36 protein-coding genes are annotated in these 25,372 nt (G+C 63.8%); 15 read left to right on the top strand and 21 right to left on the bottom strand.

The features are described from left to right. Positions 1-12 precede the first annotated feature (12 nt). The 18 genes from QQK25_RS01235 to QQK25_RS01320 all read right to left on the bottom strand — a co-directional run bounded on the left by QQK25_RS01235 (position 13) and on the right by QQK25_RS01320 (position 15,025). The gene (locus QQK25_RS01235; protein ID WP_284186377.1) at positions 13-351 is read right to left on the bottom strand and encodes a hypothetical protein; all 339 of its coding nucleotides are present in this window, start codon (positions 349-351) and stop codon (positions 13-15) included. A 6-nt stretch (positions 352-357) separates the two neighbouring features. Next, positions 358-1,122 carry a hypothetical protein gene (locus QQK25_RS01240; protein ID WP_284186378.1) on the bottom strand — a complete coding sequence of 255 codons (765 nt, stop codon included), beginning with the start codon at positions 1,120-1,122 and terminating at the stop codon, positions 358-360. An 11-nt stretch (positions 1,123-1,133) separates the two neighbouring features. Beyond that, positions 1,134-1,565: a hypothetical protein gene (locus QQK25_RS01245; RefSeq protein WP_284186379.1), complete on the bottom strand. Its 432-nt coding sequence runs from the start codon at positions 1,563-1,565 to the stop codon at positions 1,134-1,136. 3 nt (positions 1,566-1,568) lie between these two features. Beyond that, positions 1,569-1,844, bottom strand: a complete 276-nt coding sequence (locus QQK25_RS01250) for a hypothetical protein (protein WP_284186380.1) — start codon at positions 1,842-1,844, stop codon at positions 1,569-1,571. A gap of 8 nt (positions 1,845-1,852) precedes the next feature. Continuing rightward, complete coding sequence (locus QQK25_RS01255; RefSeq protein WP_284186381.1) at positions 1,853-2,137, bottom strand: head-tail joining protein; 285 nt, start codon at positions 2,135-2,137, stop codon at positions 1,853-1,855. Positions 2,138-2,140: 3 nt separating this feature from the next. After that, the gene (locus QQK25_RS01260) at positions 2,141-2,506 is read right to left on the bottom strand and encodes a hypothetical protein (RefSeq protein ID WP_284186382.1); all 366 of its coding nucleotides are present in this window, start codon (positions 2,504-2,506) and stop codon (positions 2,141-2,143) included. A gap of 57 nt (positions 2,507-2,563) precedes the next feature. Then, positions 2,564-4,711: a phage major capsid protein gene (locus QQK25_RS01265; RefSeq protein ID WP_284186383.1), complete on the bottom strand. Its 2,148-nt coding sequence runs from the start codon at positions 4,709-4,711 to the stop codon at positions 2,564-2,566. Between the two features lie 10 nt (positions 4,712-4,721). Beyond that, a complete protein-coding gene (locus tag QQK25_RS01270; RefSeq protein ID WP_284186384.1) occupies positions 4,722-5,306 on the bottom strand; it encodes a hypothetical protein in 585 nt (194 codons plus the stop codon). 3 nt (positions 5,307-5,309) lie between these two features. Further along, on the bottom strand, positions 5,310-6,881 hold the full coding sequence (locus QQK25_RS01275; protein ID WP_284186385.1) for a phage portal protein: 1,572 nt from the start codon (positions 6,879-6,881) through the stop codon (positions 5,310-5,312). 309 nt (positions 6,882-7,190) lie between these two features. After that, the gene (locus tag QQK25_RS01280; protein ID WP_284186386.1) at positions 7,191-7,781 is read right to left on the bottom strand and encodes a hypothetical protein; all 591 of its coding nucleotides are present in this window, start codon (positions 7,779-7,781) and stop codon (positions 7,191-7,193) included. 11 nt (positions 7,782-7,792) lie between these two features. Then, positions 7,793-9,940, bottom strand: coding sequence for a phage terminase large subunit family protein (locus QQK25_RS01285; RefSeq protein ID WP_284186387.1), 2,148 nt, complete (start codon positions 9,938-9,940; stop codon positions 7,793-7,795). After that, positions 9,843-10,406, bottom strand: a complete 564-nt coding sequence (locus tag QQK25_RS01290) for an ArsR family transcriptional regulator (RefSeq protein WP_284186388.1) — start codon at positions 10,404-10,406, stop codon at positions 9,843-9,845. The genes QQK25_RS01285 and QQK25_RS01290 overlap by 98 nt, the downstream gene beginning before the upstream one ends. Before the next feature lie 129 nt (positions 10,407-10,535). Next, the gene (locus tag QQK25_RS01295; protein WP_284186389.1) at positions 10,536-11,057 is read right to left on the bottom strand and encodes a phage tail protein; all 522 of its coding nucleotides are present in this window, start codon (positions 11,055-11,057) and stop codon (positions 10,536-10,538) included. A gap of 182 nt (positions 11,058-11,239) precedes the next feature. Beyond that, a complete protein-coding gene (locus QQK25_RS01300) occupies positions 11,240-11,656 on the bottom strand; it encodes an antiterminator Q family protein (protein ID WP_306664077.1) in 417 nt (138 codons plus the stop codon). Then, a complete protein-coding gene (locus QQK25_RS01305; RefSeq protein ID WP_284186391.1) occupies positions 11,605-12,120 on the bottom strand; it encodes a hypothetical protein in 516 nt (171 codons plus the stop codon). The genes QQK25_RS01300 and QQK25_RS01305 overlap by 52 nt, the downstream gene beginning before the upstream one ends. Then, positions 12,117-12,623, bottom strand: coding sequence for a hypothetical protein (locus tag QQK25_RS01310; protein ID WP_284186392.1), 507 nt, complete (start codon positions 12,621-12,623; stop codon positions 12,117-12,119). Before QQK25_RS01310 ends, QQK25_RS01305 begins: the two co-directional genes overlap by 4 nt. Before the next feature lie 1,106 nt (positions 12,624-13,729). Then, positions 13,730-14,329 carry a hypothetical protein gene (locus QQK25_RS01315; protein WP_284186393.1) on the bottom strand — a complete coding sequence of 200 codons (600 nt, stop codon included), beginning with the start codon at positions 14,327-14,329 and terminating at the stop codon, positions 13,730-13,732. 207 nt (positions 14,330-14,536) lie between these two features. Next, entirely contained in the window at positions 14,537-15,025 is a 489-nt protein-coding gene (locus QQK25_RS01320) for a phage regulatory CII family protein (protein ID WP_284186394.1), read from the bottom strand. A 449-nt stretch (positions 15,026-15,474) separates the two neighbouring features. On the opposite strand from QQK25_RS01320, the gene QQK25_RS01325 reads away from it, so the two are divergent. The 15 genes from QQK25_RS01325 (at position 15,475) to QQK25_RS01395 (ending at position 22,765) form a co-directional block, all read left to right on the top strand. Continuing rightward, entirely contained in the window at positions 15,475-15,957 is a 483-nt protein-coding gene (locus tag QQK25_RS01325) for a hypothetical protein (RefSeq protein WP_284186395.1), read from the top strand. Between the two features lie 321 nt (positions 15,958-16,278). After that, positions 16,279-16,569, top strand: a complete 291-nt coding sequence (gene bamE, locus QQK25_RS01330; RefSeq protein ID WP_284186396.1) for an outer membrane protein assembly factor BamE domain-containing protein — start codon at positions 16,279-16,281, stop codon at positions 16,567-16,569. 193 nt (positions 16,570-16,762) lie between these two features. After that, positions 16,763-17,347, top strand: coding sequence for a hypothetical protein (locus QQK25_RS01335; RefSeq protein ID WP_284186397.1), 585 nt, complete (start codon positions 16,763-16,765; stop codon positions 17,345-17,347). A gap of 13 nt (positions 17,348-17,360) precedes the next feature. Further along, the gene (locus tag QQK25_RS01340; protein WP_284186398.1) at positions 17,361-17,765 is read left to right on the top strand and encodes a hypothetical protein; all 405 of its coding nucleotides are present in this window, start codon (positions 17,361-17,363) and stop codon (positions 17,763-17,765) included. Next, on the top strand, positions 17,762-17,902 hold the full coding sequence (locus tag QQK25_RS01345; RefSeq protein ID WP_284186399.1) for a hypothetical protein: 141 nt from the start codon (positions 17,762-17,764) through the stop codon (positions 17,900-17,902). The genes QQK25_RS01340 and QQK25_RS01345 overlap by 4 nt, the downstream gene beginning before the upstream one ends. Continuing rightward, positions 17,899-18,246 carry a hypothetical protein gene (locus QQK25_RS01350; RefSeq protein ID WP_284186400.1) on the top strand — a complete coding sequence of 116 codons (348 nt, stop codon included), beginning with the start codon at positions 17,899-17,901 and terminating at the stop codon, positions 18,244-18,246. The genes QQK25_RS01345 and QQK25_RS01350 overlap by 4 nt, the downstream gene beginning before the upstream one ends. Then, positions 18,243-18,449 (top strand): hypothetical protein, encoded by a 207-nt coding sequence (locus tag QQK25_RS01355; RefSeq protein ID WP_284186401.1) that lies wholly within the window; start codon positions 18,243-18,245, stop codon positions 18,447-18,449. The genes QQK25_RS01350 and QQK25_RS01355 overlap by 4 nt, the downstream gene beginning before the upstream one ends. Then, a complete protein-coding gene (locus QQK25_RS01360) occupies positions 18,386-18,631 on the top strand; it encodes a hypothetical protein (protein ID WP_284186402.1) in 246 nt (81 codons plus the stop codon). The genes QQK25_RS01355 and QQK25_RS01360 overlap by 64 nt, the downstream gene beginning before the upstream one ends. Then, entirely contained in the window at positions 18,628-19,107 is a 480-nt protein-coding gene (locus QQK25_RS01365; protein ID WP_284186403.1) for a hypothetical protein, read from the top strand. The genes QQK25_RS01360 and QQK25_RS01365 overlap by 4 nt, the downstream gene beginning before the upstream one ends. Before the next feature lie 13 nt (positions 19,108-19,120). Beyond that, positions 19,121-21,112, top strand: a complete 1,992-nt coding sequence (locus QQK25_RS01370) for a ParB/RepB/Spo0J family partition protein (RefSeq protein WP_284186404.1) — start codon at positions 19,121-19,123, stop codon at positions 21,110-21,112. Further along, entirely contained in the window at positions 21,109-21,330 is a 222-nt protein-coding gene (locus tag QQK25_RS01375; RefSeq protein ID WP_284186405.1) for a hypothetical protein, read from the top strand. Before QQK25_RS01370 ends, QQK25_RS01375 begins: the two co-directional genes overlap by 4 nt. Next, positions 21,327-21,611 carry a hypothetical protein gene (locus tag QQK25_RS01380; protein ID WP_284186406.1) on the top strand — a complete coding sequence of 95 codons (285 nt, stop codon included), beginning with the start codon at positions 21,327-21,329 and terminating at the stop codon, positions 21,609-21,611. The genes QQK25_RS01375 and QQK25_RS01380 overlap by 4 nt, the downstream gene beginning before the upstream one ends. Then, entirely contained in the window at positions 21,608-21,874 is a 267-nt protein-coding gene (locus tag QQK25_RS01385) for a hypothetical protein (protein ID WP_284186407.1), read from the top strand. The genes QQK25_RS01380 and QQK25_RS01385 overlap by 4 nt, the downstream gene beginning before the upstream one ends. Positions 21,875-21,894: 20 nt before the next feature. Continuing rightward, positions 21,895-22,395: a hypothetical protein gene (locus tag QQK25_RS01390; RefSeq protein WP_284186408.1), complete on the top strand. Its 501-nt coding sequence runs from the start codon at positions 21,895-21,897 to the stop codon at positions 22,393-22,395. Positions 22,396-22,546: 151 nt separating this feature from the next. Beyond that, positions 22,547-22,765 carry a hypothetical protein gene (locus QQK25_RS01395; protein ID WP_284186409.1) on the top strand — a complete coding sequence of 73 codons (219 nt, stop codon included), beginning with the start codon at positions 22,547-22,549 and terminating at the stop codon, positions 22,763-22,765. 92 nt (positions 22,766-22,857) lie between these two features. Here the strand turns inward: QQK25_RS01395 and QQK25_RS01400 are convergent, their stop codons facing one another. From QQK25_RS01400 to QQK25_RS01410, 3 genes are all read right to left on the bottom strand, one after another. Then, positions 22,858-23,421 carry a hypothetical protein gene (locus tag QQK25_RS01400; protein WP_284186410.1) on the bottom strand — a complete coding sequence of 188 codons (564 nt, stop codon included), beginning with the start codon at positions 23,419-23,421 and terminating at the stop codon, positions 22,858-22,860. A gap of 94 nt (positions 23,422-23,515) precedes the next feature. Continuing rightward, positions 23,516-24,157, bottom strand: a complete 642-nt coding sequence (locus tag QQK25_RS01405) for a hypothetical protein (RefSeq protein ID WP_284186411.1) — start codon at positions 24,155-24,157, stop codon at positions 23,516-23,518. After that, on the bottom strand, positions 24,150-24,692 hold the full coding sequence (locus QQK25_RS01410; protein WP_284186412.1) for a hypothetical protein: 543 nt from the start codon (positions 24,690-24,692) through the stop codon (positions 24,150-24,152). Before QQK25_RS01410 ends, QQK25_RS01405 begins: the two co-directional genes overlap by 8 nt. Positions 24,693-25,372: the final 680 nt, after the last annotated feature.

Below are 25,372 nucleotides of genomic sequence, written 5' to 3' on the forward strand. Positions count from 1 at the left end.
TGCGGGGCCAGCTTAAGGGCTCGTCGCCGCCGCTTTTTTTTCGACCTCCCCGGCCTCGAGTTCCTTCCGGCGTACCCCTGCGACGTCCATCACGGCCGCGATAACGTCCATCATGTTTCCGAGGTCGATCTCGGCCGCAACCTGGTCGCGGGGCACGTCGGGGTAATTGCGGACGAGCGCCATGTGCGTTGCGTCCACAATCGTGCGGATGCTTTCCGGATCGGTCCCGCCGAGCGAGAGCTTTCCGATTCGGTCCTGCAGCAGCTCGAGCGAACCGAGAGACAGCGGGGGAATGACCCATTCCGGACGCCCCGGAAACGGAATCCCGGCGAGTTTGACTTTATTGGACATGACCGATTACTCCGACGTGTAGACATAGCCGACGATGCCGGCCGCGTCCGCGAAAACGGAAATGTCGAGCGAGTTCTCGGTAAAGTCGTCCTGTTTCGGATCGACAGAGAGCTTCGACGCGACGCAATTCGGGAAACGCCAGTTCATCTGTTTCCCGCCAAACCCGAGGGCGAGGTCCATCCCGAAAGTGGGGACATAGCCCATCGGGAGAGACTGCAGCGTCATCGCCTTGGCACCCGCCGCCGTGGCCGAATACGCATAGGAAATGAAAACCTGCTTACCCGTATCGGCCGCCGCGAACGTGTAAACACCCGCCGCAACGCTGTATTGACCCGTTGCCGGCGCCGAGGCGACGCGGACATAACTCACGCCGTTGGAATCGACGACGCCGAGGTCGCGCGACCAGGTGCCCGAACTCGGCGGGACGACGGTCACGGTATAGGGCGAGGAGGGGATCGACGCGCCGGTCGTGTCATTCTGCACGCCGGTCAGCGTGCCGCCGGTCATCGTCTGACCGAAAAACAGATCGGAGAAAACGCGGCCAGCGATGCGGGCGAATTTCGCTTTCACATCGATTTTCATCTTCCCGCCACCAACAGCCGCCGGCATTTGGAGCTGCCCGTAAAGGAGCTTGACGTCGCGGGAAATATCGATACCGACGTCCTGCACCTCGCCGAACTTGAGCGGGGTAATGTTCGCGATCGTGTTGCCGTTCGCGTCCTGCGTCTGATAGCCCCACATATTGCCGGAGCCGAACGCAAATTGACTCATGGTTTCACCTCTTAGACTGGTTGACTCGCCAGGTCGTCGGGCCTGGTCAAGTACGTGATTTGATAGCGCGCCGACAGGACACCCGCCGTCCGGTCGGCCTCCTGCGCCTCATACTCGGCACCGAGGCGCCGCACATCGAGCGCATAAATCCGGATCGTCTGATCCTTCATCATTACCCGGTGCGCGACCTCGGCGACCTGGTCGGCGATCGCGTCCCACGGATCGCCCCGGACGAATATCTCGAGGACGAGCACAAGCTCCTGCCGGTCGGCAGACGCCCCCATCCGCGTCGAGACGAGAGACTCGGGCATAACGACGATTGCCGGCGTCAGGCCCCGCGTGATGCTGACCTCACGCGACCGGAACACGTTATCCCCGGCCGGCGTGACGCCAGTCAGCGCCGCGACCGTCTGCGCCGTGATCTGCTCGCGGAGCGTCGTCACGACTTAGCCCTCGACGGCTTCGACTTGTGCAGACGTCTGCACGCCCTCGACCTCGACGCCCTCGACACCCTCGGCGGCCTCGGCGGCCTGCGAAGGCTCCGCCACGCCCGCGCCGACGCCGGCCGGCTCCTCGACGCACGCGACGGGCTGCTCCTCGAGCTTGTCGCGATGGAAAAGCGCCATGTCGAGCGACAGCTCGATATGCTCGCCGCCGCCCTTGATCTGATCGCCGTCACGGAACGTGAAGCCCGGACGGATGCGGTAATGCTTGGTCGCCATAGCGCCCCCTACTTGGAAAGTGTTACGTGTGAAAACGCGCCGTCATCAACGAGCAGCACGTCGCGGACGAGGTACGCCACCCCGCCGACCGCGATCGCGCAGCCGGACACGAGGCCCGCCGCCGTCGCGTCATCGGTTTTCACGGTGCAGACGTACATCGTCGAGAGGATGTTCACGCCGCCCATATTCAGCGTCTCGTCGGGGGTATCGAGCAGACCCTTGAAGGTCTGCCCGCCCGACGTACAGACAACGCCGAAATCCGCGAGGAAAACATCGAGGCCCTCGGCGATCACGCCTTAACCCCCGGACGCGCCGCCCTGATCGGCGGGCGCCGACGCGGGCGCAGCGGCGGCCAACTTGATTGCCTCGGCCATCAACGCGACGAGCTGCTCGAGCGAGGCACCCGCGGGCGCAGCGGCGGGAGCAGCGACCGGCGCATCGAACGCGACGGCGAGGCCCTCGAGCCAGGCTTTCGCCTCTTTGTCGAACGGCTCGAGCTTGTGCGCATGCTCGCGCGCCTCGTCCGGGTCGAAATCGACGACCTGCTTCGCGTAGTAGCTGCTGACCTGAACCTCGATCGTCTCCTCGCCATCGACGAGCCCCGGCACTTTGACGAGGCGGCGATGATGGATAACGAAACCCTCACGGACCTTGAAACGCATTTTTGCTTCTCCTGATTGATTGAGCGCGGGAGCACCCGCCCCCGCGCGACTACCGGCTTAGAAGCCCGGAGTCAGACCGTCCGACATGACCGCGAAGGACGCACCGTGACGGACGCCGACGTCCACCGTCTGGAACATGCGGAGCACGACGTCACCATTCGCAAAGCCGGCCGAGTCGTACGGATTGACCGCGATTTCGGTCACGCCCCACTCACCGACGAACAGCTCGCCCCAGTTGCCGTAAATGCCTTCGGAGCAAATGCCCGTACTGGTGCCCTTGGTCAGCCCGCTGCGGAGCTGCTGCGACTCGGCATAGGGCGAGCCCTTGAGGCGATCCGGCGAGCCAGCGGTAAGGCCGCCTTGCGGGTCCCACAGGTATTGACCCGTCGACGCCTTGAGCGTCGAGAGGTAGCCGATCGTCTTGGAATTGAGCGCGTAGCCGAGCGCAGCCTGCGGGGCGTTGGCGACCTTGATCGCGTATTTCAGGGCGATCATGTGATCGAACGTCCAGCTCGCGCCGTTCGCGCCGCCGACCACCGAGTTAACCCCGGCCTGATTGACGATGCCGGTCGGCTGGTTGCCGGCGCCCGTGCCCGACAGCGCGGCAAGGTCGATACCCAGCGCACCGACCGAGGCCAGGTCGCGACGGATAATCATCTCGATCGACGGCGTCGACTGCAGCAGCATGAGGCGCGACACCTTCGAGAGCGCGCCGATCGTGCGAGGCTGCAAAACAACCTGATCGAACGTCGCCTCGGCCTCGGTCGGCGCTCCGGATTCGCCGACCCAATAGGTCCCGGTCGCCGTGATCTGGCGGGGGATCGCGACCTTACCGACCAGGCCCGGGAGATAGGTCGCACCGAGGATGCTCGTCACGGCCTGATTGCGCAGGACCTCGATAAACGTGTCCGCGAGGAGGTTCGTCGCAACGAGGTTGCCGCCCTGCGCGCCCGTGCCAACCTGATAAATCGCGCGCTGCTGCGCCTCGAGGGCCTGCCGGCGATTCACCGCACGGAAGGCGCGGACGTGATCCTCGGTCGGGCAGAACGGGAGATCGTTCGGCGCAAAAAAGCCCTTGCCGGTGGCCTCGCGGCCGGCATGCTTGGCGATCGCGCCGGAGACGGAACGCTCGAAACCGGCTTTCGACCAGTCGCCAGACATCGCCGCCGAGATCGCGCGCATGAACGAAAAGCCGCGCTTTTCCTTGTCGGTCAAGCCGAGATCATCGGACATGCTCGACAGCGACTCTTGACGGCCACGGCCCGCAAGCTCGAGGGAGACAATCCCGCGCGCTTCGACGACAGTCGTCCCGCGCTGGATCATTTCGTTGCGCAGGTTGTCGGCGACGCCATGCTTACGGCACATGGCGTCGATTTCGGTAATGCGCTCGCGCTCGCCGGTCGCGCCATCGAGCGCGGAGCGGGTCGCGTTGTGCGCAGGATCACCGGCCGGCTCGATCGTCTCGGCCGGGGGATTACCACCAGCGCCGGAGCGGGAGCCCTTCCCGGTATCGCCCGGGGCGGCTTCCATGAGGGGGAAACGACGACGACGCATGTTCTCTTCTCCTTCCTGTTGCCCGGATTCGGGCGAAAAAAAACCCGCCGGATCGGCGGGTTGTTCGGTTTGCTGCGCGGCCTCACCAGGCGGCGAGGCGCGTGTTTTGGGGACAATCTCGACAGGGTGCCCCACCCCCTCAGCAGCTCGGCCGAGGCCGACCGTCGCGTCGGCGGGGATCGTCACGAGCGAAACCTCGTAAGGCTCCCAATCGATCGCCGTATAGGTGTCCTCCTCCTCGTCGACGACGTAGCGGTAAACCTGATACATGAACGACGCATTCACGAGAACGCCGTCCGCCGCTTGCTGCATTGCCCATTCGCCGCGCTCGTCGCGCCCGAACCGGACCGTGCAGTAACCGCGCCGGTCCGGGCCGATCCACAGCTTTTCGATAACCCCGAGGAGGTCGTCGCGCTTGTGGTTGAACAACAGATTCAGGGCCGTTTGACGAATGCCTGCCCGCATCGAGCCCGGGTCGTGACTCAGGATTTCGCACCCGATCCACATCTCGACCGGCTCCTCGGAGCTGAACGGGAATGTGCAGGTCCGCGCCTCGAGATCGACGAGAGGCCCCGACGTCGCCCGCAGCGACAGCGCCCGCCGTTGAGGCTTGAGCGTGTCGCCCGTTGCGAGCTTTGCTTGCTTGCTCATGGCTTGCCCCTTAGTTCACGACGATGAAATCGACTTTCGTCGCCGCCGTCGCCGCCGCGTCGCCGTAGATCGTGAAAGACCCCGCCGCCGGCACGACCCGGTTAATCGCGAGGAGCGTCCCATCGATCGACGACACGGTCGCAAACACCGTGCTCGCCGCAGTAACGAGCGCGCTCGTTACCACCACCGAGGACGCCCCCGCCGCGATCGCAACCCGGCCGCGCGGGCTGCTATTCGTCACGTTCCCGGGCGTGCCCGAGCTATCCGTAAACACCGCCGCGAGGTTGCTCGTCTTGACGGCGGCCGGGGTCGTTTGCCCGACCGTCGCGCCGTTGATCGTTCCGCCCGTGATCGCGACCGCAGCCGGGACATAGGTCGCCACGAGCGAGCCGTCCGGCTTGACCAGATAGCCGCCAGTCATGTCCGACCAGATCGCGGGCGTCCGGAGCTGCTGCGTATCGACCGACACCCACACGGCCCGCTGTTCATAAACCCATTGCCGGGCGAGATCGTCGGCGAGCGACGGCGTCGCCCCTACGGCGTACAGCGTGCCGAGGTGCAGCGTGTCGCGGGTCATCTTGACCGTTAGCGCCATGTTTTAACCTCCTTCTCGGGGCTGCTCTTGATCGGCCTCGGCAGGCGCCCCGCTTTCCTCGCCAGCCTCGGGAGCGCCAGCCGCCCCCGCAGAATCGCCGCTGCCGGCCTCGCCCTCGCCGCCCGCCTCGCCGGGCGTGACGGCCTGCGCCTGCCCCTTGTCCGTGACCTTTGCCGGGTCCGTATCGAACACGAGGCCGAGGTCGTCCATTGTTTTCAACTCGGCCGCGCGGGCTTGAAACACTTCCTCGGGGTCGGCGCCGCCGGCCGTCTGACTGATTACGTCGGACACGGTCATAAAGCCCGCGCGCACCGCCAGCCGGTATGCCGTGACCTCCTTAGTCGGATCGATCCACGACCAGCCGCGCGGCTTGTATCGGACCGCCTCGACATACATTTGCCGCCGCGAGTAGTAATCGGGGATCGACACCTCGCCCGCGAGGACAAGGGCATCGAGCAAATCCGGATAGATCGCCATCCGGAACGACCGGATAAACCAGCCCTGCAGGACGCGCCAGAGATCGCGGTCGACGAGCTGCGCCGCCCGCTCGCTCGAGTAGTTCGTTTGCGACCAGTCACCCGTAAGCGCCGCGTAAGAGACGCCCACCCCGACCGCCGCCGATCGGAGCATATGACGTAGGAAAGGGTCCATCGCCGCGTTAGGCCGGCTCGGATTGAAGCCTTGGAAAATCTCGCCGGGGGCGAGGTCCATAATCACGCCCGGCGACATATCGACAACGCGCTCGCCGTCCTCGACGTCGTCCTCGTCGCCAACGCCGTCCACCGGGTCGTCCGCCTCGGGAGACTGCCGAAAGCCCATGATCGCGGCCGAGGCCCGCATCGCGACAATCTCGGCCTCCTCATAGCCGCCGACGTTGTTCATGCGCTTGAGCGCGGCATGAAACCACGGCTCGCCGCGCGTCTGCGGCCAGCGGTCCACGAGGTGGAGGTGGATGATCTCGTCCGCCGGCACCCGGATAAACCGCGACGCGGTCAGGGTGGAAAACTGGAAGTCGCCCGGGTGGCCGGGATAAAGCCAGTAGGCGACCGGCCGGAGCCACTGGTCGACCTCGATACCCATCCGGATCGGGTTCCCGTTGTCGGGGTTCGTCGCCTGCGAATAGTTATCGACGAGCCGGTCGGCCTCGATCACCTCGAGCGCAAACGCGACCGAGTTCTCGCGCCCGAACGCCTGCCGCACCTTGCGCACGAGGACCTCGCCGTCCCGAGCGACCGCCATCACGAGCACCCGCTCGAGGTCGTGCAGGTGCAGCTTTCCGGCCGTGTGACACGAATCGGCCTTTGCCCATCGATCGAACGCGCGTTTAATCGCGAGATTGATCGGCGCCCGCAACACGCCGCCCGCAGTCGCGACCGTCGCCTGCATGCCCACCCCGCCGCCGATCACGTTGTTTGCGATCTGCCGCAGCGCGTTTTTTGCGTGCTCGTTGTCGCGGCACACCTGACGCGAGCGAGCCCGCAGCATCCGGAGGGACGTAACGAGTTCCGCATCGGCGGACGTGTTCATCGGCGTCCAATCGGACGTTAGGCGGTCCACCTTCGCGCCTGCGTACATGCGCCGCCCGCGTGCAGACGTCTGCACAGCCGCCCGCGAGAGGGGCGTCCGGCCGAGCCGCTCCGGCCCGCTTCGCTCGCGCCACGCGTTAAGGACGACACTCCCGGGCGTACGGACGCGCTCCGCGTTGTACCAAGGCTTTTTAACTTGTCCCACCGTTCCCCCCCCACTTGATCCGATACCGCCGGACACGGCCAGCCGCCGCCATCTGCAGCCCGCACCACAGGCCGAACAACCGCCCGCGCCCGAATGCGCGAGCCGTCGAATACGCCGACCACGCAAGCCGACCACGCACCCCCGGATTAAGATTCATCCCCGGAACCTCACAGCAAAGCGCCCGGGATTCCCGAGCCCATTCGCCGCCGCCTGCGCTTTCCGCTCGCGCCGGACGATCCGCAAACACCGCTGCTCAAGCTCGAGGAGCGCCGCGACGGGCTCCTTTTTCAGCGACCGCGCCCCGATCGAATACTCGACGGTAAGGCCGCCGTTCACCCGCGACTTCAACTCAGCCCGAACCGCCTCGAGGTCCTGCTCGGCCTGACTCCGGCCGTCAAACGCCGCCGTCGCAGCCAGCCCCGCGAGGTTTGGCCGAGCCCGGAGGACGCCCGTCCCGACCGTCAGCCGCGCGGCGGCCTTCGTCGCGTACGCCTGCCAGCTCCACACCACCACCGACGAACCGGAATTCAGCGCCGCCGACTGCGCCGGGGTCAGCGCGAACGACCAGCCGGAGCCCGCCGCAGTCCCGACCAGGTCGAGCCCGCCAGCCCCTTGCGTCCCGCGAAAACTGAACGTCAGCGACCAGCCACCCGAGGCCGTGATCTGCCCGAGCACCGGATCGGAGAACGCGACCTCGGACCAGCCGACCGAATCGCCCGCATTAACAATCAAAGGAATTTTCATAGACCCACCACTTAGCCCCACGACCTAGCCGAGAACCCACCGCCACCACGCGGCCCACTCTTGCGGACCTTGCGGCGAACGACCCGAGGCGCGGCCGGCGCAGGCGTTAAAAAGCCCGCGTCGTCGTGAGACTCGGCGGGCTCGTTGTCTTGCTGCTCGAGCAGCTCCGGCGGATCGGACGAGGCCGGAGGCCCGGCCGCCCTGACCTGCTCGGGCTGCACCTGGTCGGCGCGACCTTCGTCGGCCTGCTCTTGCTCGGCGCGCTCCTGGTCGAGCGCCTCGGGCGTCTCGTCGTCGTCCGAGAGATCGACCGGGGCCTCCTCCTGCTCGGGCTCCGCGATCAAACTCCGCTGACGCAAGCGCGCCTCGATCGCGTCCCAATGCCCCGGCTGCATCAAGTTCGTCTTGAGGCGCCGCGCCGCGTGCAGCGCGTACACCTCACAGTCGAGCGCCTCGTTTCTGACGCCGGCCTTTTTCTGCCACGTCAGCCGATTGCGATTGATCCGACTCGGGGCCTTTACTTCGCTCGTGAGCTGCTCCCAATAGTCGGGCCGGACGCCGCGATACCAATGCAAGCACCCGGCGCCCGCCTTCTCGATTTTCAGCCGCGTGTCGAGAATGAGGTCCTTCGCGCGGGCCGTCCCGACGATGTACGTCTCGAGGCCCTTTTTCGCCATCTTTCCCGCCTTGCCCGGATCGACCCGGCGGGGCGTGCTGAAAATCTCCTTTTTGTCGTCGGACGCCTCGGCCGCGCCCTTGATCGCCATGTAACGATGCCCGCGACGCGGGCGAACGAAGGCGTGCACGATCTCGGTCCGATTGCCGTCCGAGCCGTCGATCGAAACCGCGTTGATCCGCAGCACCGCGCCGGACGCGTGCCGATACTCGCGCGTCAACAATGCGTCGAGGTCGAGCCATGCCCCGGCCTTCGGCTGCAGGGTCGAGCCGTAGATTTCGCCCCAATAGACTAACCATGACTCCTCACCCCGCCCCCATGCGCGGATGATGATCGCGAGCCGGTCGTGCTGGACGTCCACCCCGGCGGTCATCAACAGGCCGCCGGCCGGAACGGTAAATTCCGCGTAATCCTCGGCGCGGAGCTTGAGATCGTCGCCGTCCGGAAGGTCGGATTTATAGGCATACGGAAGGCCCTCGGTATTGTTCCGAAAGCTCCGCATTTTCGTATCGTCGCCGAGCGCGAGGGCGTGCTCCGCAATCAGCCGCTTTTTCAGCAGCTCCGACATGACCGAGCCGGGGAACGGCGAATACAGCTCATTGATATAAAAGCTCGCCATTCCCTGAAACTGCGCCGAGGCCCGCCACACCCCGCGACGGACGGCGCGATTTTTCTCCGCATCCGTCCACAGCGCGTCGCAGTGTGGGCAATGGTAGCGAGCCGAGGCCAGGTCGATCCGGCCGAAAATCTCATGAGGCGGGACGTCCCGCTCAACCCATCGGACTTGCTCCCACGCGAGCACCTGCTCCTCGCCGCAATGCGGACACGGAACCCAAAACTTCCGCTGATCGCCCGCCAGGTACGACGCCCAAATCCGCGAGACACCTTCAATCGTCGGCGTCCCCCCGAAAATGACTTTCCGGCGCGGAAATGTTTTTGTCCGCTCTTTCAAAAGCGTGATCGTGTCGCCCTGCTCCCGGACGTTCTCGTTACAGTCGTCCGGCTCCTCGACGCACACCACCGGGGCCGGCGTCGATTTGACCGAGGCCGGCGAGTTTGAGCCGACGAACTTCAGGAAGCCGCCCGGGAAATCCTTGAATTCCCACCGGGCCTTAGACTTCGGCGGGAGCTTCTTTTGTAGGACGACGGTCGCCTCGACCATCGGCTCGAACTTCTCGGCGTTGAACTCCTGCGCCGACTTCTCCTTCGCGAACATGACAATCATCGGCGCCGGATCGACGTCGATTCGCTTGCCCAAGTAATTCAGGATCACGCCGTCCGTCCACGCGACCTGCGCCGACTTCGCGCAACTCACCTCAACGACCGCCGGATCGTCGAGCGCGTCGTGAATCCCCGCGACCCACGGCGTTATATCCGGGTTGTAATCACCCGGGAGCGCGCTCCCCTTCGCCGAGAGCTTTCGCCGATCCTTCGCCCATACCGTCGTCCCCATCTTGACCGGCGGCTCGAGCTGGGCCAGCACTCGACGCATCAAGGCTTGCACGCTCGGCATCGTATCTAGCGAGCTGGCGCAATGCGGAATATGTGTAGTCATTCAACAAACCAATATCGATTTCGACGCCGTAAAGGGCGTCTAGCTCGGCCTTTAGCTTGTCGTCGCGCGAGAGCAGCGCCGTCCGGAAAGCCCCGATCATCCGCGACAGCTCGGGCTCGAGCTGCTCGACGTTCACCACCTGCCCCCGCTTCTCCGCGAGCGTGAGGAGCTTTAACTCCCGCTCGACGCGCTCGGTCATTGCCCGTTCATAGGTCAGATCGACCCCGTCCTGTGACATATGCCCGGCGGCCACCGCGCGCAAATGCTTGATGTACGCGACCCGGACCTCGTCGAGCGTCGCCGCTTTCCAGTCGAGCCCGAGCGCGCCGAGGTGCCGACTTACCGCGCTTTGATCTAGCCCGAGGTGCTCCGCGATTTGCTGTTGCGTAGGCATTCAACCCCCTGTGTTTTATGACCCCCTAGCACGAGCCACACCGAGACAGAATCGGCGGTCATCGCGCCCGCTCAGTTAAGAGGCCAGGAAGGACCCGGAATTTTCAGACAACCGGCAAGGACGACCAGGTCAGCGGCGACGCCGCGAGGCGAGCCACTTGTGGTGACGCTCGAGGAGAACGGGGAACTTCTCGGCGACGAACGCCTGCAGCGCGTCTTGAACTTCCCGATTCGCCAGCCCATCCGGAACGGACGGGCCGAACAGTTCGCGGATGCCGAGGGCGTGCCAGCTCGCCTTGCCCCGCGTTTTCATTTTCTTGTGCTGCGCACCCTCGACCCGGACGAATACCCCGCGATGCCCGTTAGGCATCACGCCGATGAATGCGCCCGAGATCGTCTTGCGACCGTGCAGCACCGAAACCGACACGCCGCGAGAGGTGTCACGCGCCGAGAACTCGACGAGCGGGATCGGCTGCCCCCGAGCGATCACTGCCGCCCGGAGCTTGCTCGGCGACGCGCGGGATATGCTCAAGCCTGCCTTGATCGTCCGCACCCGAACTTTATAACCCGCGTCCCGGATGCCTCTCGCCGCTGCGACTTTCGCCTGCTCGGCCATCTCGTTAAGCGCGCCCGATGTAGCCTTGTCGCGCATGTCGCGCGCCGCGGTCGAGAACTCAAGCGCCACCGTCCCGGCATTCGTCCTGCACCCGATCTGCACCGCCCCGACCCCCCAAAAAGCAAAAGGCCCGCTAGACGAGCTAGAGGGCCTTGAACGCACGAAACCTGATTCTGCCCGAATCGTGCCAGTTATGTCCGGATCGGTCAATAGCGGCCCTATAAATCGGCCGCGATGTCGTTCATATGCCCGAGCAAGCGATCACCGGCCACATTAAGCCGCTCGGAGACTCGTTGCCGATGCCACCCGAACTTAGCCGCGATCTCCTTCACCTTGAGCCGATCGACATAAGTCGCTTTTATTAGATCGCGGTCGCCTTCATCGAGCCGCTTAATCGCCTTATCCGTAAATTCGCAGTCGTCCACGTTGCCCCCGACACCGATCGGCGGCCGAGACTCGGCAGGCATCACGCCCGCAAGCCCATCGCGAAACATAGGCGAACACGTCGCCCAACCGACACCGCCGTCCTGATTTCGGACAACCCACCGGCCCCACGCACTCAGCAATGAATTGACATACGGAATCACAAAACACCCCTTTCTAAAGCCTTTCGCAGATCGCGCCAGGTCGCGCACCAAGCCTCAATGCGATCGATCCACGGGCGTCCGTCGATTTTTGGATTAATGCCGACTGAATTACCGATGTCCTGCGCTATCGTTTCGCGCCAGGCCCTCACCTCCTCGCGGGAATGCACTCCCGCTCTGATCCATGCGTCCGAGACGCGGTCAAAATCAGCGCCGCAACGATCCACCGCCGCGCCCCATCCCTCGGGCACCCGAACACGGCACCCGCTAAACTCAACCAACACCAGCCGAGGCGCCCCGGACGGTGCTGCAGACGTCTGCAACTCCCGAGCGAAGCGGCCAGCCGCCGCCCGCACGTCATCACCCACCCCCGGCCGCGCAATTCCGCGCGCCTGCAGATCGGCACGAGCGCGCCGCGTGACCTCGGCAGCATCGGCCGCCGCCCGCTCCGCACTGGCGGCCTTTGCCGCGCGGATGTTCCGCGCCCGCTCCTCGGCCGTAAGGGCCTTACTCATTCCGCGCTCCTCTCATGCGCAGCCCGGACCCTCGCCCGAAACTGCTCCTCAGACTCACCAGGCCGCGCCCCGGAAATCCCGAGCTTTCGCGCCAGCGCCTCAAAATCCGCCAGCCCGCGAGCCGCATCGCGCCGCCCCCGGACGCGCTCGACCCCGCGCCGCACCGCCGCCCGCTCCGACTTCACGACCGCCGCGACGTACTTCACCGGCACCGGCTGGAACGACCCCTGTTTTTCCCGCTCCTCGAGCGAGAGCTTGATCGCCGACCGCAGCTCGGCCACCGTGACCCCGTTCGCCGCCATTTCCGCCGGCACCTTCGACGCCGCCGGAACGCGGATAGCGCGCTCGGCCAACACCCGCCGCAAAGTCGCCTCGAGCGATTCCGCAGAGTCACCACCAGCCCCGGCCGTCGACTCGTTTTCTGCCAAACCTGCGCGCTCGTCGTCTCCGCAGTCGGTCGGCGTCGCACCACCAGGCGCAGCAAGGCCGCCGGAGCGGCGCATCGGCGCCGCGTGTGAGGCCGGAGGCCGATCTCGATCAACCTCCCCGGAGTCGGCCCCCTGCGGGCCGACGTGTGAGCCCGCAGGGCGATCTCGATCCGGGTTTGCGTAGGTTTCGCCGGACCGGCAACAAGCCGGGGCGGCCTGTGAGGCCGGAGGCCGATCTCGATTTACCCCCGCCGCAGCCGCGCCGCCCGGAGCCCCTTCGTTAACCGCTGTTGACGACGACTGGGGGGGCGTAAACCCTTGATCTCTGATGTGTGGCCCGTTCCCGGATTCCGGCCACTCCCCGGGGGTGGCCTCTTCGTCCTCGACCCACGCCCAAGGCGTTGAATCGTATGGATTTTCTCCTCGCTCCGGGGTGGCTCGATATGGGGGTAAAGGGGTGGCCCGATGGTGGCCCGTTTGAAATGGACGCACTGACCCGTAATCAGCCAGAGGGCACAAAAAACAGAGCACAGGGCCGCCCCTGCTCGCGAGCAAGCCCGCCGCCTCGAGCCGCTCCACAAGCCGCCGCGCGACCTCCTTCCGGGCCTTTGGCGTATCGGCGAGCCGGATCGTCTGGGAGCCCTGCCCCTTCCTGATCTCGTATTCCCCGTGCTCGCCGATCGCCTGATAGCTGATACCCGTCACCATGCCGATCAAACCCGTCCGGCGGTCCATACGGGTCCGCAGGAAAACATAGGTCTTGACGAGCACCGGCTCGAGGCGATCGATCACCTCGAGTTCACGGTCGGACAGGTATATCCCCACGACCTACGCGCCCCTGCGCGGGATCGCCCGCGTCGGCCGGAACGCCGCCGGGGAATCGACCCGAACGAGGACGACGCGCCACCAGAGCGCGTCACAATCCCACTCGACGCCGACCTCCTCGACACGCCCCCATACATCCACCGCGCGCACATCAACGAGATCGCCAGGGCTGCCCCACGGACACCGCAAACCCAAACCCATCACCCGGGCGAATACGGTGCGAGGAAGCACACAGCCCCGAGGCGGGGACAACGGGACGGGGTCAGCAGGCCGGAGCACCGCCCGACCATCCTCGACGAGTCGGCGGACGGCGTCCGCATCGATGCGAATCCGCCGCCAAGCCAAGCGCGACACCGTCATCGCGCAGCCTTCGCCAACTGGTCAAGCGACCGCCGCACCGCCTGCAGCTCCTCGAGCACCGCCTCGAGCACCTTCCGGGACTCGGCCTTTTCCCCGTCAATCACGCTGCGCACATCCTGCGCAGTCGAGAGGCCCATCCGGACATGGGTAATGATTACCGACGTGACCTTTTCAACCTCCCGGAGCCGCTGGCCGAGTTCCCCCTGCTGCCGGAACAACCCCTGCCCCTGCTCGAGCAGCCGATCGAGGCGCCCGTCGAGATCATCAAGCGACGTTGACAGCAGGGTTTCAACCCGCCGCACCAACCCGGCGCCCAGCTCGCCCGCAATCGTCCGGGCGACCGCCTCGAGGAGCTGCGCATCGATCGCAACACCGAGCGCCGCGCGATCACATGCACCACGAATCGCCGCCTCATGCACCGCGACGTGACTCTCGGCGAACACAGGAGCGCCGCCCATCAACACGCCAACCGGGCGCAGGCCCTCGAGGACAAGCGCCTCGGCGAGCACCGCATCCGGCACCCCCGGCGGCACCGCAAACCGCAGGCGCAGCTCGTCAATCGTGACCAGCCCGTAACACTTCTTTTCGTTCGACATCCGACCACACCTCACAGTAAACAAACCCATCCGAACACGCCGGCAACCCCCACGCGGGGGCCTGCAGGCGCATCGACTGACACCGCACAGCCGGCACCCGGAACGTGCAGCCCTGACAGACCACCCGACCGCCGGCCGCCTCTTCGACGAGGCGCACCGGCACCGCGAGAACGCGGACCGTCACCCCGACACCCAAATCGCCAAGGGTCACGCCGGCCCCTGCGCAAACGAGCGGAAAGCGACCGCCGAATTAATCAGGTCATCGAGCAGCGGGAGCAGCTCCTCCCGCTCGGGCGCGTCGAGACGCTCGTCCTCGAGCGCCTTCGCCCCCGACGCCATCACATCGGCGGCCCTGCGCGTGAGCGCCACAAATGCGCGCATCACCTCGGCGGGGGACGTCACAGCGGGGACGCTTACCGTCGTTCGATCCACATACGACGCGATCACATTCACCGCCCGGACGCTCTCGAGCCGCTCGATCAAATCGAGCAGCTCGCCAACCTTCAAAACCTTGTCAAAGCAGTTCGGATTGATCTTGTCCGCGAGGACCCGCGGATCGATGCCCATCTCATGAGCAAGCGCCGTTATCCCCCCGGGGTAACGCTTCGCGTCCGCCTGCAGCGCCACGAACAGGGAGCGATTCCGCACCTTCGGATTGTTCCGATCCGTGAACGGCGCCTGATTTTCACGCGTCATAAATTCACCCTTTGACTAAAATCGATCCATGCACTCAAAAACAAACCGCCCGGCCTCAAAAAAGCCCCCCGGCCAGCACCGCCAGCCGGGGGGAAATTCGGGCTTTCGCCCGGCGAGGGAGACAACTCAACATGCCGAAGCAGCCCGCCCGGCCCAAAATGCCGCCCAATCAAGCCCCGGACACAGAGGCTCGACTCGAACCCGCGAGCCGCTCGCGACTTCGATCGCGATCGCATGCTCTGCGCTGCATGGCTTCGACCCGTACGCAATGTTTCGGAGGTGCCCAACCGAGACGCCAACCCGCGCCGCGAAGTCGTCGCGGGCCTCGGGCGTCATCGAAGCGAGGAAAGTTCGTAAATCCATGTGCCGGAATTTACATCGTTTAATGTAATCGATCAACATCGGACAATGAATAGTCGAGAGCACCATCGTTTGATGTAATGACCCCGATGAAAAACGACGACACCACCCGCGCCCGCCGGCAGCTCCTCGCCGACCTGGTCGCCGCTCGAGGACAGGCCAACGTGGCACGCCAGGCCCAAAAGGCCGACCGGCAGATCGCCGACCTCGTCGCCGGCCGCGTGTCATTCGGCGACCGGCTCGCCCGCAACCTCGAGCCGCTCTTGCGCCCCGACCTTCCGCCGGGGTGGCTAGTGTTCGCACACCCCGGCCAGCCAGTCCCGGCACCAGGCGCAGCAGACACGGACGCGCAGACGCAAGCCCTCGCCCAAGCGATCGGGCAAGAGCTGGCGACACAAGCGGCCGAGCTTGGCGCGCTTTGGATAGGGCTCGACGAAGAGGAACGGGCCGAGATACTCCTCGCGATCCGCGAGAAGGCCGGCAAAGCGGGGGACGAGTCGGGACTTAAAAAAATAAAGGCCCGCCGCAGAACAGGGCGAGCCGCAGGAAACGGGACGACCGGCGAGAGCTAGTCGTCTAAATCCGGACTTAGGAGCGCATCCTTTAAACGGGCAACTGCGTAATACGCCATATGAGCCGCCTTCTCGAACACGCCAGAAACCGCCATATCTATATCAGCGTCAGCCGTCCACATTGCAATCGCCACCCCGAGCAGCTCGCCCCGCTCGGCACGATCCGCCAACGCCCGAAGCGCCCGCGCGATTCGGTGCCCATGCAAATGCACGACTGTCTTACGGGGATAGATATGTTTCATGGCGAAAGAGGTTACATTGCCAACTGTAAATATTCACAATAAATGACACTTTACCGTTAAGTAATCCACATAGGCCAACATGCTTAAACGTACAGCCCGCCTTGCTCTCGCCGCCCTCGCCCTGACTCTCGCCGCCTGCGCGGGCTCGCCCTTCAAATGGGACGACGCCCGAAAGATTCAGCCAGGCATGACCCCGACCGAAGTCTCGCAGCTCCTCGGCCCCCCGACTGCGGTCCGCGCCAGCGGCGAAACCGTTTCATACGTTTGGGCGTACGTCTCGAGCGTCTCGGGCTCCCGGACGCTTCGCGTCGATTTCAAGGACGGCCACGTCATCAAAGCCCCGCCAATCCCGCCAGAACTGCGGGATTAGCCCACCGAATACCCCTTTCTAGCCCGCACCTCGCGGGCTTTTTTTTTCGCCCTCACGCGACGGCCCGCCGCCGCCCCCGAGAAAAGTTACATTAAACGATGTTTTTATTGACGACGACTTACATCATTTGATGTAATTCGCTCCGAAGCCGCCGTATCTGCCCACCGGACAGACGGACGGACAAGGAGCCACCGTGCAGACGTCTGCAAAAAGCCCGAAATTCCGCGCTCGCATCCGCGCGGCATGGGTCCGCCGCAATGCCCCCCTGAAATCGGCCGAGTACGCCCTTCGGCTCGCAACCGACGCCGCGACCCGCACCGAACCCGGGCACCCCGACCACCAGCGAGCCCACCGCCTCGCCGACCGCGCCCGCGCCGCAGCCCGAGCGATCCGCAAGCCTGCCGCACGATTCGCCCGGGTCGCCGCCACGACCGCCGGCCTCGCCCTCGCCATGACGCCCGCCCACGCCGCCGACGACTGGACCGACAGCCAGCTCGCCAAGGCCGCCGCGCTCGCAACACTCACCGCCGCCGACTGGTCGCAAACGCGAAACATTGCCCGGCACCCCTCCCGGTGGCACGAGACGAACCCGCTCCTCGGCGAGCACCCCACGACCGCCACCGTCGACCGGCACTTCATCGCCTCGGCCGTCCTCGGCGCCGCCCTGCTGCACGCCCTGCCCTCGAACGTCCGCGACTACGCGCTCGACGCCGGCCTCGTGCTCGAGGTCGGATGCGTCGCGAATAACGTCCGCCTCGGGATCGGCATCAAGTTCTAACGGAGCCTCGACCATGAACAACACCCACACCCTCGGCGAGCTGCTCGCCGTCGTCACCGTCGCGCTGATTGCGCTTCTGCTCACCGCGGCGACCGTCCGCGCGCTCGCCCGCAGGCTTCACACCACCCGCACCAGCGACCGCGACGGCCTTCGCGAAAAGGTCGTCGCCGCCCGCTTCGAGCGCCACATCCGCGCCCGACTCAAGAGCCGGTCGACCCCGCCGACCGCCAACCCCGGCCCCGGCATGCGCCCCCACCCCTGCCGCAGCCTCGCCGACGCGGTCCACGCCCGCACGCCGTCGCGCCCTTGGATCATCCCGCCCGCCGACCTGCCCGACCCGTTCCCGGCGAAGCCCGGAGAAACCGTCTCCGAACGGGCAAAGCGAACCGCCAAAGCCCGCGAGGAGGCCCCGCAATGATCCGCGCCATTACCGACACCCTCGGCCCGCTCGGGACGATCCTCGCCGTGATCGGCGGCCTGACGGTATGGGGCGGCCTCGTGTGGATCGCCTGCCAGACGCTCGCAATGAACGGGATCGAGGAGGACGACGAATGAAACTCGCCGACTACCTCGCCGGCAAGGCGCAAGAAATGATCGACGGAATCCGGGCGAACCTCACCAACGCCGCGAACGTGATCCGCAGCGCCGAGCTGCTCGAGGAGACGCTCCTCGATAACGGCGTCCGGGCGATCTCCGCCGGCTCGATCCGCGACGACGGCAGCGTCGAGGTTTGGGTCGCCGCCTACCCGATCCGCGCCGAACAGGTCGAGGACGCGCTTAAAGCCGCCGGCCTGGTCGAGAAAAGCCGGGCTCTCGGCTGCAAAACGTACTCGCTCCGGATCGACGGCCACCTCGCCCCGATCTGGATCGACCCGAGCGAGATCAACCCCCACGCATGACCACCACGCCCACCGAGGACGAGCTGCGCGCCGCATACGTCGAGACGACGTGGCGCGACATGGGGATCGACGTCGAAACCGCATTGAAGACGCCGCACCTTCGCCGCGCCCTCGAGGGCCTCTTGAAAGCAAAACGCAAATGGACGCAAACGCAACGAATCACGGGCTCGAGGTTTCTCGAGCACCTCACGGACGAGGAATAACGGCCTACATCGTCCCCGACGACGCGACGCTTTTCGAGATCGCGAAGGAAGTCGCCGACAAGGGCCTGCGCCTCGCCTCGAACTTCTCCCGCTTCGTCATCTGCCGGGAAATTCCGCCGAGCTTTCATGAGGTCGTGATCGACCTCGCCGAACTCGAAAAAATGCAAAAGGAAGCAGCATGATCCGCACCGAACTAACCGCCGCCGAGGCTGCACAGCTTATCAACGCGATCGCCGAGGCCCTCAACCTGCCCCCCGACGCCCACCCGCACCAACTCCCGGAATTCGCGCGGGGAATCTCGCTCTCGTTGATCGAACAAAACAGCAAAGTCGCGCAGCTCGAGCCCCTCACGACGGGCCTGCGCGAAACCTGCAAACTCGCCAGCGAGGCAAACCGCGAACTCATCGAAACGAATCGGAGCCTCCTCGCGCAGCTCAACGCGATCCGCTCCGATGTCACCGCCGGCCCCTTCCTGATCGTCACGGACTGGACGACCGTCGCCACCTTCGACGAAGCATGTCGTCGAGCCGGCCAGGTCGTAAGCAACAAGCTCAACCGCGACTCCCTCGCCATCGTCGCCAGGCCCGCCGCCCTCTGCCGCACGACCCACACCACCGACACCGACCCCGCCGCAATAGCGGAATGGTTCGCCGAATAACCGAGGCCCCACCATGAACCGCGAACACATCCCGGACGGCGGCCAACTGATCGAGCCCGACGTCGACGCACTTTGCCCGAGCCCGACCAACCCGCGCACGGTTTTTGATGCCGAGTACATCGCCGGCCTCGCCGAGAGCATCAAAATAGACGGCGTCCTGCAGCCGATCATCGTCCGACTGATGCCGGACCACGTCGCACGCCAGACCAACAGCCTAGCGCCGCTCGAGATCGTTTGCGGCGAATGCCGCTTTCGCGCCGCCCGCCTCGCCGGGCTTGTCAGCATCCCGGCGATTCTCCGCACCCTGACGGACATTCAGGTCGTCCGGATTCAGCTCGTCGAGAACCTGCAGCGAAAGGGCCTCAACCCGATCGAGGAAGCCGAAGGGATCGCCCGCCTCATGGCGTCCGGACTCTGCGCCGACGAGATCGCCGAGCAGGTCGGCAAAGGCAAGAGCAAGAGCCACATTTATGCAAAGCACAAGCTCCTCGCCCTTTGCCCAGCAGTCCGCGAGGCCCTGATCCTCGGCAACATAACCGAATCCGTCGCCCTCCTGATTGCCCGGATTCCCGTCGCCGAGCTGCAGCTCGACGCCCTCGACGTCGTCACGGCGCGCGACGACTACACGGGCGAGCAAATGTCGTTCCGCGCCGCAAAAGCCCACATCACGACCAGTTACACGAAGCCGCTCGCGAAAGCCCCTTTCGACCCCGCCGACGCCGATCTCGCCCCCGAGGCCGGCGACTGCACCAAATGCCCGCAGCGCCTCGGCAACATGGACGGCTGCGAACCGGGGAATGCAAACGTCTGCACAAACCCGAAATGCTACGAAGCCAAGCGCCAGGCGCATAACGTCCGGATGCTCAACCTTCCGGCCGAGACGCCGAGGATCGACGTCCCCCGCGCCAACACCTCTTATCCGACCAATTACACCGATTTCGATAACGCCGGCCTACGCGTGCTCGGCAACACCTACGACCGCGACCCGCAGCACCGCACGTATGCGCAATGGCTCGCCGACAACGGGGAGACGGTGCCGGTCTATATCCACACCTGCCCCCACGTCGGCGACTCCCGCGCGGTCGCCCGGATTGCCGACCTCGCCGCCGCCGCCGACCGGATCGCCCGCAAGGCCGCAGCCACCGAGGAGCAAGCCCGCCTCGACGTCGCCGTCGAACAGCCGGCAGAGGCCGAAGAGGCCGAGCTGCCCGAGGCCACCACCGAGCCGCACCGTCCGGCCCCTGCAGCACCCGCGCCGAAGGCCGCAGCGCCCGCACCGAAGGCCGCAGCACCGACCCCGAAGAAACCCGCCGGCCATCCGCGAGAGCACTCCCCGCTCGCCGTCGCTTATGCGCAATACCGGAGCGAACTCAAGGCCACCATCCGCGCCAACCCGCCGCTAATGTTCGGCGGGCCGCTCCTCGTCATGATCGCGCAAGCCGTCCGAGGCCAGAGCGGCGCATTCTCACCCCCCACCGAGAGCGAGGCCGCCGACATTCTGATCGGGACCGCGATCGAGTATGCCGAGAAATGGGGCCTCAGCGAGAACCTACTCGAGCAGCTCGCCGAAGCCCTCGGCATCGATCACGCCGAGCTTCTCGAGCGCCATGTCCCCGTGCCGGAAGGCTGCGCGCGGCCGAATGAACACGGCGTCTTTCAGAAGCAAAAGACCCTGGGCACCCGCGCAGGCAAAGCCGGGGTCCTGATCCACCGCACAAAGACCGCCGAAGGCTGGCGAGCCGAGCCCGAGTTCTCGAGCCCCACCCGCAGCTGGTCCGGCCCGATCTCGATCAACACGCCGCCCTTCGCGACCGAAGCCGAGGCGATCGCCGACGCCACCAGCCGCGCACGTCCCACCATCGCCGACGACGGCGAACTATCACCCAAGGCCCGCGCCTCGCTCCTCTTTTGGCTCGACCGACTCCACGCCGAATCGACCGGCATCGAGCCCGCCGAAGCGACCGAAATCGCCCACCGCCGCGCCGCCGAGGAGGCCGCAGCATGAAACGCCCCGCGAAGCCGAACGACCGCCGGCAGGCGGCCGGATACACCAAGAGCGCGCAGCACAACACCTGCGCCGAATGCACCCACTGCGCACCGTCCCTGCTCAAGCTGCAGCGCACCCGCGCAGACCGGCACTGCACCGAGATTGACGCACCGATCAAAACGTCCGGCTCGTGCCGGCTCTTTTCCCTCGACGAACTTGGAGGCTGCGCAGCATGACCTACACCGACGCCGACCGCCTCGATTTTGACCCCTTCGAGGGCGACGAGGCCGAGTTAAGCCTCCGGACGGTACGAATCCGAACCGCCCGCAAAGAACACCCCTGTTACGCCCTCCCCGAGCGCCGAGACGGTCACACCATCAAGCCGGGCGACCGCTACCGGCATGAGCGCGCCCGCGTCGACGGCGAGTTTTGGGGCGATTACCGCCTTTGCCTCGCATGCTGCGACCAATGGCTCGACGAGATCAAAGGCCCCGACAACGAGGACGACCAGCAATGAAACCGACAGCCCCCGAACTTCAAAACGCGCAGCTCGCCGGCACGATCCACAGCGGACTAACCGCCACCACCCGCGACGGCAAGCCCGCCCGCCTCGCGATCATCGACGAGGACGGCAACGTCATCGACGCCGGGATCGCCGTCGCCCGCGAGGCGTGGAAAGTCGCCCTCACCGTCCACACGAATTTCCTTCGCGGCTCCGGTCATCTGGTCGTGCACTCGACCCCGCCGGGCCTGCCCACTCACCACCAGGCCGCCGCCTGATCCAACCGAAAGGCCCAACCATGAAACCCGACAATACCCCCCGGAGCGATCTCGAGATCGCCCGCGCCACCATCGCCGCGGCAATCACGCGGAACGCGTCCGGCATCGCCGCCGCAGTCAAGCCGCCCGCGCCGTTCGCGCGAGAGGCCGATTATTACGAGGACTGGCGCACGTATTGGGCTGACATTGTCGCGCCGTTTGGCGAGATCAATCTCGACCAGGTGCAGCGGGAATTATCGGACTACGGCCGCCTGCTCGACGCCGTCCCGCTCGTCTACATGCACGCGACGGGGGGACAGGTCAGCAAACCCCTGACCGACCCGAGCGTCGTCTGCAGCCTGATCGACGAGCACGCCCGGGAGATCGTCGAGGACGCTTTAAACGCGCAGAACGAGCTTGAAAAATTCTTTCTTGAAGGCATCCGGGATCGCCTCAAGGGGCCGCCGCCGGGCCTCATCAAAGGCACAAGCCCGCTGCAAACAGCCGGTATCGACGCCACCCCCGACCGGCTCGCCGTTTAGATCAAGCCGCCCGCCGCTCTTTCCGACCCTCCCCCCAACGCCCGAAAAGCCAGCCCCGGCATTATTTCCGCAGCACTCGAGCATTTCCAAGACGCCCCCCCCTTTCCGCCTCAAGCCACCGGCCGGGCTTTACCCCAACCTTCCGCCCGGCTTGCGGATCGCCCAACACCCCGACGACGACGCCGTCGATCGATTCGCCGAGGCGATGAAAGCCAAGCTCGCCGCCGGCCGCGCGATGGGCCGCCACAGCTGGATCAACCCGGAAGCCGTCACCGACGCGGAACTCACCGCGCTCATGACTCAGCACATGACCACGGACACCTCATCGTGCCCACCAATCCACCGTGACTTCCGATACCCTCCAAAGTAGCCGCCTGAACCCACAGAAAAAAGATCAGCCGCCAGCAATAAAGCCCGCGTTCGCGAGCTTTATTGCTGGCGGCTGATCCACACATAAAAAAGTTACGGCACGGCCCCATTCAGCAACTGCCGAATGACATCCTCACCAAGGACTCTCGCTTTACTGAAAGCCATAGGAACGCCTTCATAGCCCCCGATAGCTGCCGCCGCCTCCTCAGGCCTCATTCGTACAGCAATGCCTACATGAGCAAACTGATCTTGCTCTGGGTAATCGACATACAACTCTGGATGGTTTTCACGATCCTTAGCCAACTCGGAGATTATTTTTAACTGCCAAACAACATCATCTCCACGCACCTCCCAACTCGCAGAATCAACCGCGGTGTAACCAGCAAGATCGAGAATAGAGAGCGCAAAGGTCGCACACGTCAAACCGGCCCCACGCGAGACATCGGAAAACTTTCCGGACTCGTCGAACTGAGACATATCCGACGAATAGGGAAACCCATAGGGAATCTTACGGCCATTCTTCTCATAAACCTTCACAGCCCATGATGATAAATTAATTCTTTCATCTTCATCAAAGGCCCCGCTACAGTCAATCCAACAACCTGCATCACCATTAGCATCGTCGCACCTAAGCCTAAAATGGAAGGCAAGATGCACAAATTTTGGATTAGCACCGGGACTGGCATTACACAAAAGCCCTATGTGCCTCTGCTCATCATTCCCGGATATAGCTACACCGAAGTAAGAGACTTCAGAGAACGGTCGAGTTTGCGGCGAGTACAATCGAATCATTAACACCCAGCAGCCCCCTTAACTGCCGCCTCCAGTCTTTTCCCGAATCGCTCAGATGCTTAATCACACGAGCAAGACACGCATCCCAAGACTTTAACCTCTTGTTAGCCCGAAAAGTAGCACGAAGCAACCCGACAGAAACGATATCAATCGACTGCGAAGGCTCATACGAGTAAAGAATATCATCAACTGTCTTCAGATCTCGCTCGGCAAAAGCTCCTTCCACCCGATCAAAGACAAAAGACATCAACGTATACTTAGTATCTCTTAATAATGACGAACGAGAATACAGCTCTCTCAGAAACTTGGCGTTACTGGACGCATCAACGCTTTCAAGAACCGAAGATGAAGACGAAGCAATACACCTAGCCCATGTACCCAGCGACCCAACGATATCCTTATTGGACACGGACTGGACTTTGACAATTATTGGCCGAGGACTGCAGCGATTACCACCATCCAAACTATCAGTTACAAATACTGCCAAAAGCCCACTCAGATTAACTCTATCACCACCAAAGTCATCACAAGAATAATCTAAAGACGAGATCAAATTGCTTCTGATCGCATCACCGTAAGCAACAGGAGAAAAATCACGCATTACAACCTCCCCTCGCGACTTCAATAAGATTATCCACAACAATCTCAAGGGCCCGAGATGCAGCACCTACTGTTCTCGACAGTTCAACATCTGCTGGCGAGTTCACATCCAACTCGAGCCTAGAGGCAACTGAAACTTTCGTATAAACTGAGCTTCCTTCAAGACTTAATAGCTGAAGCTGGACGGCAGACCAACGTCTAATACTATTAAACTTAAAATCATCAAACCCCTCGACCTCCACTCCAAACGGCCGATTAATCTGATAAAAGAACTCGCGCGACTCAGCATCGAATTTAATATTCGGCAGAAATTTTCCAAGCGTATCGTATGCACTCGCATTATCTGGCTCAGGATGGAGCAAAACCCCCCCCACAGCAATACGATTAACTTTGCTGAAATCAATCTGCGCAAGTAACGACCTAAAGCGCGCCAATGTACTCTCGAACTCACCGATCACAGGAAAACCGGAACTGGAGTTAAGTTCTCGCGCCATCACGTCGATACGCCCTGGAGACGACGCGACGACGAGCGACATGTCCTCCCAAACCCCATCCTCTTCTACGACCTGCTGAGAACGTCTCTCGGTCCTGTTCGCAGGCTGCTCACCAACAAGTGTCGCCCATGACGGCTTTAGCTCATCAGGAGCATCTTCGCAGTAAAAAAAAGTGAACCGAAGGCTCTCAGCAGACCAAAATTCCGTTCCCGACATCACACGTCACCAAATAATGAACGCAGCTCACAATAGCTGCGATGACAAGCGGAACCGCGCGCACTCTAGTGCCACGCAACCACGTTCACCAACTGACACACCTTAGCTATGTCAGTAACGGCCAAAGCCTTCACTTACTTGAGCAAGCGAAGCTCTCGACCTCGAAAAACAGCGCCTGAATGTTTGGTTATGGAATGCTAGCATAAAATTCAATCTAGATAACAACCATACGCTTACTACCACCAGACCTAACCTCTTGACTCCCGAAGCGCATCTAAATCCGCTAAAAAACAAGCAAGTTTCAAGCCGAAGTCGCACAACCCAGCAAAACACGCGAAAAAAACACCATATTTGATAATATCAAAGCTGCTTTAGCAAAATCGCAAGATACCCGACAAACCAGCAAGAGTCGATGTAAATTTCTTCGACACTGAGGTTTGACCAAACCGCCGCCAAAAAGGTCAATCCGACTCGCCAAACGCCCGCACAAGACAAACACCTAGGGT

This window comes from Zoogloea oryzae (genome assembly GCF_030161255.1).
Classification (GTDB): Bacteria; Pseudomonadota; Gammaproteobacteria; order Burkholderiales; family Rhodocyclaceae; genus Zoogloea; species Zoogloea oryzae.

Coding starts and splice junctions, on each gene's coding strand:
- QQK25_RS01350 (WP_284186400.1), top strand. CDS start 17,899: ATGAAACTCGCCGACTACCTCGCCGGCAAGGCGCAAGAAATGATCGAC.
- QQK25_RS01390 (WP_284186408.1), top strand. CDS start 21,895: ATGAAACCCGACAATACCCCCCGGAGCGATCTCGAGATCGCCCGCGCC.
- QQK25_RS01265 (WP_284186383.1), bottom strand. CDS start 4,711: ATGAGCAAGCAAGCAAAGCTCGCAACGGGCGACACGCTCAAGCCTCAA.
- QQK25_RS01235 (WP_284186377.1), bottom strand. CDS start 351: ATGTCCAATAAAGTCAAACTCGCCGGGATTCCGTTTCCGGGGCGTCCG.
- QQK25_RS01405 (WP_284186411.1), bottom strand. CDS start 24,157: ATGCGTGATTTTTCTCCTGTTGCTTACGGTGATGCGATCAGAAGCAAT.
- QQK25_RS01365 (WP_284186403.1), top strand. CDS start 18,628: ATGATCCGCACCGAACTAACCGCCGCCGAGGCTGCACAGCTTATCAAC.
- QQK25_RS01370 (WP_284186404.1), top strand. CDS start 19,121: ATGAACCGCGAACACATCCCGGACGGCGGCCAACTGATCGAGCCCGAC.
- QQK25_RS01280 (WP_284186386.1), bottom strand. CDS start 7,781: ATGAAAATTCCTTTGATTGTTAATGCGGGCGATTCGGTCGGCTGGTCC.
- QQK25_RS01275 (WP_284186385.1), bottom strand. CDS start 6,881: ATGTACGCAGGCGCGAAGGTGGACCGCCTAACGTCCGATTGGACGCCG.
- QQK25_RS01290 (WP_284186388.1), bottom strand. CDS start 10,406: ATGCCTACGCAACAGCAAATCGCGGAGCACCTCGGGCTAGATCAAAGC.
- QQK25_RS01375 (WP_284186405.1), top strand. CDS start 21,109: ATGAAACGCCCCGCGAAGCCGAACGACCGCCGGCAGGCGGCCGGATAC.
- QQK25_RS01315 (WP_284186393.1), bottom strand. CDS start 14,329: ATGTCGAACGAAAAGAAGTGTTACGGGCTGGTCACGATTGACGAGCTG.
- QQK25_RS01305 (WP_284186391.1), bottom strand. CDS start 12,120: ATGAGTAAGGCCCTTACGGCCGAGGAGCGGGCGCGGAACATCCGCGCG.
- QQK25_RS01340 (WP_284186398.1), top strand. CDS start 17,361: ATGAACAACACCCACACCCTCGGCGAGCTGCTCGCCGTCGTCACCGTC.
- QQK25_RS01295 (WP_284186389.1), bottom strand. CDS start 11,057: ATGCGCGACAAGGCTACATCGGGCGCGCTTAACGAGATGGCCGAGCAG.
- QQK25_RS01320 (WP_284186394.1), bottom strand. CDS start 15,025: ATGACGCGTGAAAATCAGGCGCCGTTCACGGATCGGAACAATCCGAAG.
- bamE (WP_284186396.1), top strand. CDS start 16,279: ATGCTTAAACGTACAGCCCGCCTTGCTCTCGCCGCCCTCGCCCTGACT.
- QQK25_RS01260 (WP_284186382.1), bottom strand. CDS start 2,506: ATGCGTTTCAAGGTCCGTGAGGGTTTCGTTATCCATCATCGCCGCCTC.
- QQK25_RS01310 (WP_284186392.1), bottom strand. CDS start 12,623: ATGCGCCGCTCCGGCGGCCTTGCTGCGCCTGGTGGTGCGACGCCGACC.
- QQK25_RS01385 (WP_284186407.1), top strand. CDS start 21,608: ATGAAACCGACAGCCCCCGAACTTCAAAACGCGCAGCTCGCCGGCACG.
- QQK25_RS01345 (WP_284186399.1), top strand. CDS start 17,762: ATGATCCGCGCCATTACCGACACCCTCGGCCCGCTCGGGACGATCCTC.
- QQK25_RS01380 (WP_284186406.1), top strand. CDS start 21,327: ATGACCTACACCGACGCCGACCGCCTCGATTTTGACCCCTTCGAGGGC.
- QQK25_RS01410 (WP_284186412.1), bottom strand. CDS start 24,692: ATGTCGCTCGTCGTCGCGTCGTCTCCAGGGCGTATCGACGTGATGGCG.
- QQK25_RS01325 (WP_284186395.1), top strand. CDS start 15,475: ATGAAAAACGACGACACCACCCGCGCCCGCCGGCAGCTCCTCGCCGAC.
- QQK25_RS01270 (WP_284186384.1), bottom strand. CDS start 5,306: ATGGCGCTAACGGTCAAGATGACCCGCGACACGCTGCACCTCGGCACG.
- QQK25_RS01250 (WP_284186380.1), bottom strand. CDS start 1,844: ATGGCGACCAAGCATTACCGCATCCGTCCGGGCTTCACGTTCCGTGAC.
- QQK25_RS01355 (WP_284186401.1), top strand. CDS start 18,243: ATGACCACCACGCCCACCGAGGACGAGCTGCGCGCCGCATACGTCGAG.
- QQK25_RS01360 (WP_284186402.1), top strand. CDS start 18,386: ATGGACGCAAACGCAACGAATCACGGGCTCGAGGTTTCTCGAGCACCT.
- QQK25_RS01240 (WP_284186378.1), bottom strand. CDS start 1,122: ATGAGTCAATTTGCGTTCGGCTCCGGCAATATGTGGGGCTATCAGACG.